12 protein-coding genes are annotated in these 12,887 nt (G+C 66.8%); 6 read left to right on the forward strand and 6 right to left on the reverse strand.

The window, feature by feature from the left end:
• Nucleotides 1-8: 8 nt before the first annotated feature.
• Together BDOA9_RS03205 and BDOA9_RS03210 are read left to right on the forward strand one after the other, a co-directional pair.
• Nucleotides 9-926, forward strand: a complete 918-nt coding sequence (locus BDOA9_RS03205) for a sugar kinase (protein WP_025032509.1) — start codon at nucleotides 9-11, stop codon at nucleotides 924-926.
• Nucleotides 927-1,023: 97 nt separating this feature from the next.
• Nucleotides 1,024-1,533: an Lrp/AsnC family transcriptional regulator gene (locus tag BDOA9_RS03210; protein WP_025032510.1), complete on the forward strand. Its 510-nt coding sequence runs from the start codon at nucleotides 1,024-1,026 to the stop codon at nucleotides 1,531-1,533.
• A 46-nt stretch (nucleotides 1,534-1,579) separates the two neighbouring features.
• Here the strand turns inward: BDOA9_RS03210 and BDOA9_RS03215 are convergent, their stop codons facing one another.
• Entirely contained in the window at nucleotides 1,580-2,929 is a 1,350-nt protein-coding gene (locus BDOA9_RS03215) for a sensor histidine kinase (RefSeq protein ID WP_025032511.1), read from the reverse strand.
• Nucleotides 2,929-3,651 (reverse strand): response regulator, encoded by a 723-nt coding sequence (locus tag BDOA9_RS03220; RefSeq protein WP_025032512.1) that lies wholly within the window; start codon nucleotides 3,649-3,651, stop codon nucleotides 2,929-2,931. The genes BDOA9_RS03215 and BDOA9_RS03220 overlap by 1 nt, the downstream gene beginning before the upstream one ends.
• 182 nt (nucleotides 3,652-3,833) lie before the next feature.
• Between BDOA9_RS03220 and BDOA9_RS03225 the strand changes: the two genes are divergently transcribed.
• The 3 genes from BDOA9_RS03225 (at nucleotide 3,834) to BDOA9_RS03235 (ending at nucleotide 5,289) form a co-directional block, all read left to right on the forward strand.
• Entirely contained in the window at nucleotides 3,834-4,055 is a 222-nt protein-coding gene (locus tag BDOA9_RS03225; protein ID WP_025032513.1) for a hypothetical protein, read from the forward strand.
• 73 nt (nucleotides 4,056-4,128) lie between these two features.
• Entirely contained in the window at nucleotides 4,129-4,440 is a 312-nt protein-coding gene (locus BDOA9_RS03230; protein ID WP_025032514.1) for a cysteine rich repeat-containing protein, read from the forward strand.
• A gap of 9 nt (nucleotides 4,441-4,449) precedes the next feature.
• Nucleotides 4,450-5,289 (forward strand): sterol desaturase family protein, encoded by an 840-nt coding sequence (locus BDOA9_RS03235; protein WP_025032515.1) that lies wholly within the window; start codon nucleotides 4,450-4,452, stop codon nucleotides 5,287-5,289.
• A 14-nt stretch (nucleotides 5,290-5,303) separates the two neighbouring features.
• Here BDOA9_RS03235 and BDOA9_RS03240 read toward each other — a convergent pair whose 3' ends face one another.
• From BDOA9_RS03240 to BDOA9_RS03255, 4 genes are all read right to left on the reverse strand, one after another.
• A complete protein-coding gene (locus BDOA9_RS03240) occupies nucleotides 5,304-6,803 on the reverse strand; it encodes a phosphomannomutase/phosphoglucomutase (protein WP_025032516.1) in 1,500 nt (499 codons plus the stop codon).
• Nucleotides 6,804-6,995: 192 nt separating this feature from the next.
• Nucleotides 6,996-7,508, reverse strand: a complete 513-nt coding sequence (locus BDOA9_RS03245; RefSeq protein WP_025032517.1) for a TIGR02281 family clan AA aspartic protease — start codon at nucleotides 7,506-7,508, stop codon at nucleotides 6,996-6,998.
• A 128-nt stretch (nucleotides 7,509-7,636) separates the two neighbouring features.
• A complete protein-coding gene (hrpB, locus tag BDOA9_RS03250) occupies nucleotides 7,637-10,111 on the reverse strand; it encodes an ATP-dependent helicase HrpB (RefSeq protein ID WP_025032518.1) in 2,475 nt (824 codons plus the stop codon).
• A gap of 124 nt (nucleotides 10,112-10,235) precedes the next feature.
• A complete protein-coding gene (locus BDOA9_RS03255) occupies nucleotides 10,236-11,552 on the reverse strand; it encodes a UDP-glucose dehydrogenase family protein (RefSeq protein WP_025032519.1) in 1,317 nt (438 codons plus the stop codon).
• A 192-nt stretch (nucleotides 11,553-11,744) separates the two neighbouring features.
• Between BDOA9_RS03255 and BDOA9_RS03260 the strand changes: the two genes are divergently transcribed.
• Entirely contained in the window at nucleotides 11,745-12,812 is a 1,068-nt protein-coding gene (locus BDOA9_RS03260) for an acyltransferase family protein (protein WP_025032520.1), read from the forward strand.
• Nucleotides 12,813-12,887: the final 75 nt, after the last annotated feature.

A 12,887-nucleotide genomic window follows, 5' to 3' on the forward strand; every position in this document is an offset into this window, starting at 1 on the left:
GGCCGACGATGGACGCGCTCGCGCCGCGCATCCTCTGCATCGGCATGCCGGTGCGCGACCTCATCCTGCGCCTCGCGGCCCTGCCCGAACGCGGCCACAAGGCGAACGCCAGCCATCTCGCCGAGATCTGCGGCGGCAACGCGCTCAATGCGGCGATCGCCATCGCGCGGCTCGGCGGCCGCGTCGCGTTCGCGGGACCGATGGGCGATGCGCGGGAGACGTCGAGCGGCTTCATCCTCGAACGGATGGCGGCTGAAGGCATCGACACCACACACATCGTGCGCATGCCTGGTGTGACCACGCCGGTCTCGGCGATCATGATCGAGCCCTCCGGCGAGCGGACGCTCACCATCTATCGCGATCCCGCCTTGTGGACCGTGAAGCTGCCCGAGGCCGACGCGTTGCTCGCCGATTGCCAGGCGGTGCTGGTCGAAAGCCGCTGCGCGGCGTTCGCGACCTCGCTTTGCGCCGAGGCACGCCGGCGCGGCATTCCCGTCATCGTCGGCGTCGACCGCGCGATGGCGTTGCAGGACGGTCTGCTCACGGCTGCCTCGCATCTGCTGTTCGCCAGCGCCGAGCTGCAGGAGACGGCTGGCATCGCCGACGACGGCGCGGCTTTGCAGCGCCTGGCGGAGCTGACGCCGGCCTTCCTCGCGGCGACAAGGGGGCCGCGCGGCACGATCTGGCTGAACCAGGCGGGCGCACTGGAGGAAACACCGGCCTTCCCGGTCCAGGCAATCGATACGCTGGGCGCCGGCGACGTCTTCCATGGCGCGTTCGCGCTCGGCCTCGCCGAGGGCAAGGACGTAAGAGAGGCGATGCGATTCGCCGCGGCCGCCGCAGCGCTGAAATGCACCCGCCATGGCGGCGGCCTGGCCGCCCCGCAACGCCTTGAAGTCGTGAAGTTTTTGCGCGATCGCCCGTAGAGCGATTCCACGGCAACGCCGAGATTATGGGCTTGTCGTGGAAAGATTTTCTCTATATGAGGGAAATTAGCCCCTGAAATGGAACAAAGTTCTTCAAATGACTGATGTCGCCGTCCAGATCCCCGAGACCAGCCGCCGCCTCGACGCCATTGACCGCAAGATCCTGATGGTGCTCCAGGAAGACGCCTCGCTCTCCGTCGCCGAGATCGGCGACCGGGTCGGCCTGTCCTCGACCCCCTGCTGGAAGCGCATCCAGCGCCTGGAGGCCGACGGCGTGATCATCAAGCGCGTCGCCCTCGTCGACCAGAACAAGATCGGGCTCGGCATCTCCGTGTTCGTGTCGGTCGAGAGCTCCGACCATTCGGATGCCTGGCTGAAGCGGTTCGCCGAGGCCGTCAGCGCCATGCCGGAGGTGATGGAGTTCTATCGCATGGCCGGCGACGTCGATTACATGCTGCGCGTCGTGGTCGCGGACATGCAGGCCTATGACGTGTTCTACAAGAAGCTGATCAGCGCCGTGCCGCTGAAAAACGTCACCTCGCGCTTCGCGATGGAGAAGATCAAGTCGGTCACCGCGCTGCCGATCCCGGCGGTGGTGGCGGCCTGACGCTCTTTCCTCACGCGAAGCGCCCATCCACTCGCCCGAAGACGCGTCAAGCCGGCTGGAACACCGGCAGGGTGACCCTGACGCGCGTGCCTCCGCCCGGGGCCGCGCCGATCTCGATGGTCCCGCCATGGGCCTCGACCAGGCTGCGGACCACGGCGAGGCCGAGACCGGCGCCGCCGGTCGCGCGATTGCGCGACTTCTCCAGCCGGTGGAACGGCTCCAGCACGGTCTCGCGCTGATCTACGGGAATGCCCGGCCCCTCGTCGTCGATCGAGACGGCGATGGCACCGTCCGTCACGTCCATATGCACATGCGCGGCGTGACCATAGGCGAGCGCGTTGTCGAGGATATTGGCGAAGACCCGCCGTAGCGCGAGCCGGTCACCGAGAACGACGGTAGCGCGCGCACGCTCGTCTGCGACCAGATCGACCGCCGCGCCCTGAACCCGGCGGTCGTGGACATCGACAGCCAGCAGCGCGGCGAGCTCGACCATTTCCTGCGACAGCCCGCCGGCGCCCGCCCGCGTCGACAGCAACGCGTCGTCGAGCAGCCGGATCATGTCGTCGATGTCGGCAACCGCCCGTCGCCGCTCGGCATCATCGGGAATGTGCTCGACCCGCAGCCGCAGCCGTGTCGCGAACGTCCTGACGTCATGGGCGATGCCGCCAACCAGCGTCATGCGCGCGCGCAACATCTCGGCAAGCCGGCCCTGAAGGCGGTTGAACGCGGCGATGACGGCGCGGATTTCCGGCGCGCTGCGTCGCGCATCCGGCAGCGGCGGCGGATCGGCCGACAGGTCGACGCGATCGACCGCGGCGGCAAGCCGGGCGAGAGGCCGCGTCTCGCGCTGCATGACCAGCAGGGCCAGCAACGCCACGATCGAGCCGAACAGGCCCGCGCCGAAGCCGACCGGCAGCCCGAACGGGGTGACCGGCAGGCGGGTATAGGCGTCGATGATCAGCAGATCGCCGCTGCGCAGGCCGATGCGGAATTCGATCGCGTTGGCCATCAGCCGCGCGAGGCGGGGAAACGCCCGGCTGCCCCGATGATCCGACGGCGGCACGATCTCGACGGGGCGGCCCGCAAGACCGGCCGCATAGGTCTCGCGCAGTTCCTGCTGCTCCGGCGTCGTCTCGCCGCCGACCGGCGCGCCCGACGGCACGATGCGCACGGCGAACTGCGGCGAAGACACCGCGTCGAGCACCGCCTGCCGCGAACCCACTTCCGTCCGCTCAAGGAGCGTCGCCAGCGCATCGAGACGCGCGGGCGAAGGCCGGGTCAGCTCGTTCTCGCGGAGCGTCGTCCGGTAGAAGATCGCGACGACCACGGTGGTCACCAGCGCAATCCCCACCAGTCCGATCAGGGCAAGCCGCGCGGCAAGCGTCACGCGCAGCATCACGACACCTGCTTGACGGCTGCGGTGAACAGATAGCCGCCGTTGCGCACCGTCGTGATCAGGTTGGAGCCGGGACTTGCTCCGTCGAGCTTCTTGCGCAGCCGCGAGATCAGCATGTCGACGGTCCGGTCGAACGGCTCCGCCGAACGTCCGCGGGTCCAGTCGAGGATCTGGTCGCGTGTGAGCACCCTTCGCGGCCGCTGCACGAAGCAACCGAGCAGGTCGAACTCGGCGCTGGTCAATTGCAGCTCCGGCGCCTCGGCCTCGGTCGTCTCGACACTGCGCGCATCGAGATCGATCACGAAGCGGTCGAACGCAAAACGCCGGACCAGCGGCTTTGACGGCGCCCCGTTGGCGCGGCGCAGGATGGCGCGAATGCGCGCCAGCAGCTCGCGCGGCCCGAACGGCTTCGTCAGATAATCGTCCGCGCCCATCTCGAGGCCGACCACGCGGTCGATCTCGTCGCTCTTGGCGGTGAGCATCAGGATCGGGACGGTATCGTCGGCGCGCAAGCGACGGCAGATCGAAAGCCCGTCCTCGCCCGGCAGCATCAAATCGAGAATGACGAGGTCGGGGCGCAGGCGCTGGAGCATGGAATCCATCGCCTTGCCGTCGGCGACGCAGGCGACCTCGAACCCCTCGCGCCGCATGAAGTCGGCAACGAGGCGACTGATCTCGGGATCGTCCTCCACCATCAGAATCGTGGCTGCTTGCATCGTCATGATCGCATTGTGGGCAATGGCTCGCGACAGGCAAGGGCGCGGGCGCTCTTGTTACACAGTGTTACACGGGGCCGACAAACCCATAACAATCGTTTCGTCCCGGCGATGCGCCGCAGATGCGGCCCGACCAGTCTCCTCCCGCGGCTCCCGCTCACGGCAGCCCCAACAAGGAGACGACGACCATGACCAAGCTCTTCCTCACCTCCATCGTCATCGGCGGCCTGTCGCTCGCCGCGGCGGCCGACGCCAATGCCTGGACGCGGTCGGCGACGGCGAGCGGGCCGCGCGGCACCTCTCACGTCACCGCGACGGGAAGCTGCGCCAACGGCAGCTGCACGCGCAACGTCACTCGCACCGGCCCGGCCGGCAACACCTACACCCGCACCGGCACGGTCTCGCGCTGAGCGGGCCGGACCGCCGCCGCACCCGCCCCGGGCGGCGACGGTCCATCCCTTCGGATCAGAAAGGAACAGCACAGTGCCATCGATCTTCCGTGTCCTGCCGCGAGCCGCGGCCATCGTCGCCCTCGGCGCCTCGACCTCCGCGCTCGCCCAGAGCCAGCTGCAAACGCAGATCACGCCGCAGATGCGCAGCGAAGCGCGCTCCGTCATGCAGGCCTGCCGCACCAACTATGAAAGCCTTTGCAGCAACGTCGCGCCGGGCGGCGGACGCATTCTGGCCTGCTTGCAATCCCATGCCGGCCAGCTCACCCCGTCCTGCGCCCAGGCCATGCCGCGCGCGCAAGCGCTGCGGGACAATGCGGTCAGTGCCGGCGCGGCGCCGAAATAGGAGAATGCCGTGGGTTACGCTCCACTCTTGCTCGACCCGACGCTCAGGCAACTGATCCTCGCGACCGCGCTCGGCCTCATGCTGCTCGAATACGGTATCGGACGGCTCGCGCGTCACGACACCCACGACTGGCGCGAAAGCGCAGCGTCGTTCGGTGTGGCGTTGGGACAGAACCTGCTCCGCGCCATCGAGGCCGGCCTTGTCGCCGTGCCGTTCGCGTTCCTGTACGAACACCGGCTGTTCGACTTCGCCCAGACCGCTCCGCCCGCGCTCGCGGGTTTGTTCCTCGGCAGCGAATTCCTGTACTATTGGCAGCACCGCGCCTCGCACCGCATCCGCTGGATGTGGGCGACGCATGCGGTGCATCACTCGACGACGCGGCTGAACCTGACGGCGGCGATCCGGCTCGGCTGGACCGGCAACATCTCGGGCAATTTCCTGTTCTTCCTGCCGCTTGCGCTGATCGGATTTCATCCGTTCGCGATCGTGGCAATGCTCGGGATCAACCTGCTCTATCAGTTCTTCATCCACAGCCAGTTCGGGCCGAAGCTCGGCGTGCTCGAATGGGTGCTCAACACGCCGAGCCATCATCGCGTGCATCACGCCTGCAACGAGGCCTGCCTCGACAAGAACTATGGCGGCATCCTGATCGTGTTCGACCGCCTGTTCGGGACCTTTGCCGAACGGCCCTCCGACCAGCCTCTCCGCTTTGGGCTCGTTGGCGGCACGCAATCCTTCAACCCGGTCCGGATCGCACTCGGCGAATGGATCGCGATGCTGGGCGACGCCTGGCGGGCACAGGGCGCAGCCGCAAAGCTCCGCGCCCTGTTCGGACCGCCGGGCGGCTGAGCGCGCCGCGGCGCTCAGATCTTCTGGTTGTACTCGCCGACTTCGGGATGGGTGCGCAGCACGCTGTTCACCATCTCGAACATGTCGTGCATGCGCTGCTCGGAGACCGGGCTCTCGACCACGACGACGAGCTCGGGCTTGTTGGAGGATGCGCGCACCAGGCCCCAGCTGCCGTCCTCGACCGTGACGCGCACGCCGTTGACGGTGACGAGATCGCGAATCGCCTGCCCCCCGATCTTGGCGCCCTTCGCCTGCAGGCCCTCGAAGTGCTTCACCACCTTGTCGATGACGCCGTATTTGACCTCGTCGGCGCAGTGCGGCGACATCGTTGGCGAGGACCAGGTCTTCGGCAGCGCGTTCTTCAGATCGGCCATCGACTTGCCGGGCGCGCGGTCGAGCATGTCGCAGATCGCAAGGGCCGAGACCAGGCCGTCGTCGTAGCCGCGGCCATAGGGCTTGTTGAAGAAGAAGTGGCCCGACTTCTCGAATCCGGCGAGCGCACCCGTCTCGTTGGTGCGGCGCTTCATGTAGGAGTGGCCGGTCTTCCAATAGGCGGTCTTGGCACCCTGCTTCTGCAGCACGGGATCGGTGATGAACAGGCCGGTCGATTTCACGTCGACGATGAACTGCGCGTCCTTGTGGATCGCCGACATGTCGCGCGCCAGCATCACGCCGACCTTGTCGGCGAAGATCTCCTCGCCGGTATTGTCGACCACGCCGCAGCGGTCGCCGTCACCGTCGAAGCCGAGACCGACATCGGCCTTGTGCTGCAGCACCGCGTCGCGGATCGCGTGCAGCATCTCCATGTCTTCCGGATTCGGATTGTATTTCGGGAAGGTGTGGTCGAGCTCGGTGTCGAGCGGGATCACCTCGCAGCCGATCGCCTCCAGCACCTGCGGCGCGAAGGCGCCGGCGGTGCCGTTGCCGCAGGCCGCCACCACCTTCAGCTTGCGCTTCAGCTTTGGACGGGAGGTGAGATCGGCGATGTAGCGCGCCGGATAATTCTCGTGGAATTGATAGGAGCCGCCGGCCTTGTTCTTGAACTCGGCGTTGAGAACGATCTCCTTCAGCCGCGTCATCTCGTCGGGGCCGAAGGTCAGCGGGCGGTTGGCGCCCATCTTCACGCCGGTCCAGCCATTGTCGTTGTGCGAGGCCGTGACCATGGCGACAGCGGGAACGTCGAGATCGAACTGCGCGAAATAGGCCATCGGCGTCACCGCAAGGCCGATGTCGTGCACCTTGCATCCCGCAGCCATCAGGCCGGAGATCAAGGCATATTTGATCGAGGCCGAATAGCCGCGGAAATCATGACCGGTGACGATCTCCTGGCGGACGCCGAGCTCCGCGATCAGCGCGCCCAGCCCCATGCCGAGCGCCTGCACACCCATCAGGTTGATTTCCTTCTGGAACAACCAGCGCGCGTCGTACTCGCGAAAGCCCGTCGGCTTCACCATCGGCTCGGATTCGAAGGCGTAGGTGTTGGGCAACAATACGGATTTCGGCTTCGGGAACATTGCGTCGGTCTCGTGGAAAGGGGACGGGATTTGCTGCAGGCTTAGCGAATGCCAAACCACAGCGAAAGGCGGGAATGAAGGCTTATGGCCGATAATTGCGGCAGTTTGGTAACGAAGAAACGTTACAGGGAGGGCGGCCAGAGCAAGAATGTCTTCTTGAAATTGACGACCGCGCGGTGGCGCGGAGCGCCTCTACTGCTCCAGCACCATCTGCCCGTTCGCGTACTCGAAACGCTTCAGGCGGGACAGGAAGGAGAGGCCGAGCAGGTTCTCCGACAGCGCCTCATCCGGCAGCACCATGGCATCGACGTCGCGCACGATGAGGCCGCCGACATCGAGCATGGCGATGCGGGTGCGGGCGGCCTTGATGGTGCCGTTGGCGGTGGAGACGGTGGCGTTGTATTCGCCGCGCGAAGGACGGAGACCAAACCGGGCGGCCGAGGTCTCGTTGAGCGCAACGACGGACGCGCCGGTATCGATCATGAAGCCGATGCGCTGGCCGTCGATCCGGCCCTCGGTCTGGAAATGACCGCGGGCGTCACGGGCAATGGCCAGGCTGCGGCCGCCGGCCGGCGCTGTGGCCGCGACCGCGACGGTCGTGCGCGGCACTGACGTGGCGGAAGCCGAGCTCATCTTGTCCGCCATCTGCGCCATGAAGGTGCCGAGGCCGATCATGATGGCCGCGATGATCATAATATTACGCATCACACCACATCCGGGCCGGAAAGCCCGATTTCATCACGCGACAAGGCCGACTGCGAGCGTGCGCAGGCCGGGGTTCCTGTCATTTTGACGAAAAGGATGAGCGGAGGGTTAATGCCGGTTGCGAGTTCTCACGTCCCGCGCGGTTTCGCCCGCCTTGTCGGCACGGCGCTCGCGGGGTCGTCGGGCCAGGGGTGACGCGGATAGCGGCCGCGCAGGTCGGAGCGGACGGCGGCGTAGCTGCCGCGCCAGAAGCCGGGCAGATCGCGCGTCACCTGCACCGGGCGCTGCGCCGGCGACAGCAATTCCAGCACCAGCGGCACCTTGCCGGCGGCAATCGAGGGATGGGTGTTGAGGCCGAACAATTCCTGCAGCCGGACCGCGATGGTCGGCCCCTGCTCGGCCTCATAGTCGATCGCGAGCACGCTCCCCGTAGGCGCCTCGAAATGGGTCGGGGCCTCGCGGTCGAGCCGCGCGCGCATCTGCCACGGCAACAGCGCCATCAGGGCATCGGAAAGATCGCCCGGGGAGATGTCCTTCAATGCGACCTTGTCGTGGAGCGCCGGCACCAGCCAGTCGTCGCGCCGCGCGATCAGGCCGTCGTCCGACAAATCGGGCCAGCTGTCGCCTTCGGCCTTGCGCAGGAACATCACGCGGTCGCGCCATTGCCTGGCGGCCTTCGACCAGGGCAGCCGGTCGAGGCCCGCGGCGATCAGGCCGTCGGCGAAAATACGCGCGGTGTCCTCCGAAGGCGACACCGAGCGCGTCGCCTCGGACAGCGTGATCGCGTGCAAAACGCGCTTGCGCCGCGCGCGCAGCGCCATCGCGCCGCGATCGAACGAGATCTCGTCGGTGGTCTCGATATGCTCGGCGAAATGCTGCTCGATCTCGTCCTCGGTGATTTGCGCGGCGAGCAGGATACGCCCGCTCGCCGCCGTTCCCGTCATCTCCCCGATCGCGATGTAGGGCGCGCGGGCGAGCGAGGAGGTCTGCTCGACCGACGCGCCGCGGCCGTTGGCCAGCACGAAGCTGCCATTGCCGCGATTGCGCGCGACGCGGTCCGGAAACGCGTAAGCGAGCATCAGGCCGGTCGAGAGATCCTCCTGCGGCCCCGCTTTCTCCGAAGCCGCGACCTGCGAGGCCCAGCGCCGCGCCAGATCGCGCGCGCTTGCCGCGCGCGGCGAGCGGTCGCGGCGGAACTGGTCGCGACGGTGCTCGAGATCGACGCTGTCGCCGCCAAGGCCGCGCTCGGTGATGATGGCCGCGATCTCGGCGGCGGCTTCGCCTTCCCCGGCGCGATGCGAATCCACGATCATGCGCGCCAGCCGCGGCGGCAGCGCCAGCGCGCGCAGGCTCTTGCCTTCGGCGGTGATGCGGCCGTCGCCGTCGAGCGCGTTGAGCTCGGTCAGCAGGCTCTTGGCTTCCTTCCAGGCCGGCTGCGGCGGCGGATCGAGGAACGAGAGTGCGGCGGGATCGCTGACGCCCCATTGGGCGAGATCGAGCACCAGCGAGGACAGGTCGGCGCTGAGGATTTCCGGCTGGGTGTAGGGCGCGAGCGAGGCTGTCTGCGGCTCGTCCCAGAGCCGATAGCACACACCCGGTTCGGTGCGGCCGGCGCGGCCGCGGCGCTGGTCCACCGCCGCGCGCGAGGCGCGCACGGTTTCGAGCCGCGTCAGGCCGATATCGGGCTCGTAGCGCGGCACGCGGGCAAGGCCGGAATCGACGACGATGCGCACGCCCTCGATGGTGAGCGAGGTCTCGGCGATCGAGGTCGCCAGCACCACCTTGCGCGTGCCCTTGGGCGCGGGTGCGATCGCGCGATCCTGCACCGCGGCATCGAGCGCGCCGAACAGCGGCACGATCTCGACGGAGGCGTCCTGCACGCGCTCGCCGAGAAAATTCTGCGTACGGCGGATCTCGGCGGCACCCGGCAGGAAGGCGAGCACCGAGCCGCTGTCGGCACGCAGCGCGGATGCGATCGCGTCCGCCATCTGCCGCTCGATCGGCGCATCCGCCTTGCGGCCGAGATAGCGCGTCTCGACCGGAAAGGCGCGGCCCTCGCTCGCGACGACTGGGGCATCGCCGAGCAGCCTTGCGACGCGCGCGCCATCGAGCGTTGCCGACATCACCAGGATGCGCAGGTCTTCGCGCAAGCCGGTTTGCGCATCGCGCGCCAGCGCGAGGCCCATGTCGGCGTCGAGCGAGCGCTCGTGGAATTCGTCGAACAGGATCGCGGCAACGCCCGAAAGTTCGGGATCGTCGAGAATCTGGCGGGTGAAGATGCCTTCGGTCACCACCTCGATGCGCGTGGCGCGCGAGATCTTCGAGCCGAAGCGGACGCGATAGCCGACGGTTTCGCCAGCGCGTTCACCGAGCGATTTGGCCATGCGGTCGGCACTGGCGCGCGCGGCGATGCGGCGCGGCTCCAGCACGATGATCTTCTTGCCCTTGGCCCAGGGCGCATCGAGCAGGGCCAGCGGCACCCGCGTGGTCTTGCCGGCGCCCGGCGGCGCCACCAGCACGGCGGCGTTGTTAGCCTCCAGCGTGCGCGACAAATCGTCGAGCACGGCATCGATCGGGAGGGGCGTGTCGAAGCTGCGGGGCAAGGAAGCATCCGGTCGTCATGCCCGGCCTTGTGCCGGGCATCCACGTTCTTTCAGGCGAGAGTGAACAAGACGTGGATGGCCGGGACAAGCCCGGCCATGACGGAATCATGCGCGATGAACTTTATCAGCCCTGCACCGGCGGCCGCCCGACGCTCTCATAGGTGAAGCCGGCGGCTTCCATGTCCTCGGGGCGGTAGATGTTGCGGAGGTCGACGACGACCGGCTGCGCCATGGTCGCCTTCAACCGGTCGAGATCGAGCGCGCGGAACTGCACCCATTCGGTGACGATGACGAGCGCGTCGGCGCCTTGCGCGCAGGTATAGGCGTCCTCGCAATAGGTGATATCGGGCAATTCGCCCTTGGCCTGCTCCATGCCGACGGGATCGAACGCCTTCACCTTCGCGCCCATGTCGATCAGGCCCGTCACCAGCGGGATCGACGGCGCATCGCGCATGTCGTCGGTGTCGGGCTTGAAGGTGAGACCGAGCACCGCGACGGTCTTGCCGCGCAGATTGCCGCCGAGCGCCTGGCTCACCTTGCGCGCCATCGCGCGCTTGCGGTTCTCGTTGACCGCCAGCACCGATTCGACGATGCGCAACGAGACGTCGTAGTCCTGCGCGATCTTGATCAAGGCCTTGGTGTCCTTCGGGAAGCACGAGCCGCCGAAACCGGGACCGGCATGCAGGAATTTGGTGCCGATGCGGTTGTCGAGGCCGATGCCGCGCGCGACCTCCTGCACGTTGGCGCCCGCCTTCTCGGAAAGATCGGCGATCTCGTTGATGAAGGTGATCTTGGTCGCCAGGAACGCGTTGGCAGCGTATTTGATCATCTCGGCGGTGCGGCGCGCGGTGAACATCATCGGCGCCTGGTTCAGCGACAGCGGCCGGTAGATGTCGCCCATCACCTTGCGCCCGCGCTCGTCGGAGGTGCCGACCACGACGCGGTCGGGGAATTTGAAATCGCGGATCGCCGCGCCCTCGCGCAGGAATTCGGGATTGGAGGCGACAACCACATCGGCCGATGGATTGGCTTCGCGGATGATGCGCTCGACCTCATCGCCGGTGCCGACCGGCACGGTCGATTTCGTCACCACGACGGTGAAGCCGGTGAGCGACTGGGCGATCTCCTTCGCCGCGGCGTAGACATAGGACAGATCGGCGTGGCCATCGCCGCGGCGCGAGGGGGTGCCGACCGCGATGAACACGGCATCGGCATCGGCAACCGGCTTGGTCAGATCGGTGGTGAAATCCAGCCGCTTGGCTTTCACATTGTTCGCGACCAGGTCGTCCAGTCCGGGCTCGTAGATCGGGATCTCGCCGCGATGGAGCGCGGCGATCTTCTTCTCGTCCTTGTCGACGCAGGTGACGTCGTGGCCGAAATCCGCAAAACAGGCGCCGGACACCAGTCCCACATAGCCTGTGCCGATCATCGCAATCCGCATGAAAAGTCCTGTTCCGCTTGGTTAACGAAAGCCCAATTGGGGGCGGTTTAGCATTTTCCCGAGGTCATGGAACAGTCCGCGTGCAAAAACCGGCCTGGGATTTGAACCGGTAAAGAAGCCGGAAACCACTGGGCTCCAAACTGCCCCGCGGCCAAACAGGGACGGGCGGAACGCGCCTCGAAAAGGGACACCATGGCACGATCAGGCACAATCGCAGCGGCCAGCCCTTCCAAGGCCGCTGCGGCCGCGCGTATCGACTGGGTCGATTACGCCAAAGGCATCTGCATCGTCATGGTCGTGATGATGCATTCGGTGCTGGGGGTCGAGCTTGCCGCCGGGCAGACCGGCTTCATGCATTCCGTCGTGGCCTTCGCAAAGCCGTTCCGGATGCCGGACTTCTTCCTGATTTCGGGCTTGTTCCTGTCTCTGGTGATCGATCGGGACTGGCGAACCTATCTCGACCGCAAGGTGGTCCATTTCGCCTATTTTTATGTCCTCTGGGTGACAATCCAGTTCGGCTTCAAGGCGCCGGCCTTCGCGGCCGAGGCCGGCTGGCATCACGTTGGCCTGTTGTATCTCGAATCCTTCGTCGAGCCGTTCGGCACGTTGTGGTTCATCTACCTGTTGCCGGTCTTCTTCGTCGTCACAAAACTGACACGCAAAATTCCGCCACTCGCGATCTGGCTCGTCGCCGCCGCGCTGGAGACCGCGCGCATCACGACCGGCTGGACCGTCATCGACGAGTTCTGCGCGCGCTTCGTCTATTTCTATTCGGGCTATCTGTTCGCGCCTTACGTGTTCGCCCTGTCGGATCGTGCGCGCAACCATCCGGCGCTGGCACTTGCAGCGCTCGCAACCTGGGCCCTGGTCAATGCCGGCCTCGTCGCGTCGGGGATAAGCGAGTGGGCGATCGTCTCGCTCGCGCTCGGCTTCGCCGGCGCCTGCGCCATCATCGCGGCGGGCACGCTGCTCGCGCGCGCGCACTGGCTCAATTTCTTCCGCTTCTGCGGCGAGCATTCGATCGTGATCTATCTCGCCTTCTTCCTGCCGATGGCGGCGACGCGGATGCTGCTGCTGCGCACGGGCGTCATTGCCGATATCGGCACGGTGTCGCTGCTCGTCACCGTCGCCGGCGTGCTCGGTGCGCTGGTGATCTGGCGGATTGCGTTGCGGCTCGGTGCGCGTTTCCTGTTCGAGCGACCGGAGGCATTCTGGATCGCACCGAGGAAGACGGGGCCGGTATTGCAGGCGGCGGAGTGACTGTCATGCCCCGCGAAGGCGGGGGATAGTCGCGCTGCCAGCGTAAAAATCCGCCGCCGAAGGCTGTCAAAGCCC

It is taken from the genome of Bradyrhizobium sp. DOA9 (genome assembly GCF_000617845.2).
In the GTDB taxonomy this organism is placed as follows: Bacteria; Pseudomonadota; Alphaproteobacteria; order Rhizobiales; family Xanthobacteraceae; genus Bradyrhizobium.

Bases quoted from the DNA above. Each gene is read 5' to 3' on its own strand.
- BDOA9_RS03205 (WP_025032509.1), top strand. From the start codon at position 9: ATGGACGCGCTCGCGCCGCGCATCCTCTGCATCGGCATGCCGGTGCGC.
- BDOA9_RS03210 (WP_025032510.1), top strand. From the start codon at position 1,024: ATGACTGATGTCGCCGTCCAGATCCCCGAGACCAGCCGCCGCCTCGAC.
- BDOA9_RS03215 (WP_025032511.1), bottom strand. From the start codon at position 2,929: ATGCTGCGCGTGACGCTTGCCGCGCGGCTTGCCCTGATCGGACTGGTG.
- BDOA9_RS03220 (WP_025032512.1), bottom strand. From the start codon at position 3,651: ATGACGATGCAAGCAGCCACGATTCTGATGGTGGAGGACGATCCCGAG.
- BDOA9_RS03225 (WP_025032513.1), top strand. From the start codon at position 3,834: ATGACCAAGCTCTTCCTCACCTCCATCGTCATCGGCGGCCTGTCGCTC.
- BDOA9_RS03240 (WP_025032516.1), bottom strand. From the start codon at position 6,803: ATGTTCCCGAAGCCGAAATCCGTATTGTTGCCCAACACCTACGCCTTC.
- BDOA9_RS03245 (WP_025032517.1), bottom strand. From the start codon at position 7,508: ATGCGTAATATTATGATCATCGCGGCCATCATGATCGGCCTCGGCACC.
- BDOA9_RS03255 (WP_025032519.1), bottom strand. From the start codon at position 11,552: ATGCGGATTGCGATGATCGGCACAGGCTATGTGGGACTGGTGTCCGGC.
- BDOA9_RS03260 (WP_025032520.1), top strand. From the start codon at position 11,745: ATGGCACGATCAGGCACAATCGCAGCGGCCAGCCCTTCCAAGGCCGCT.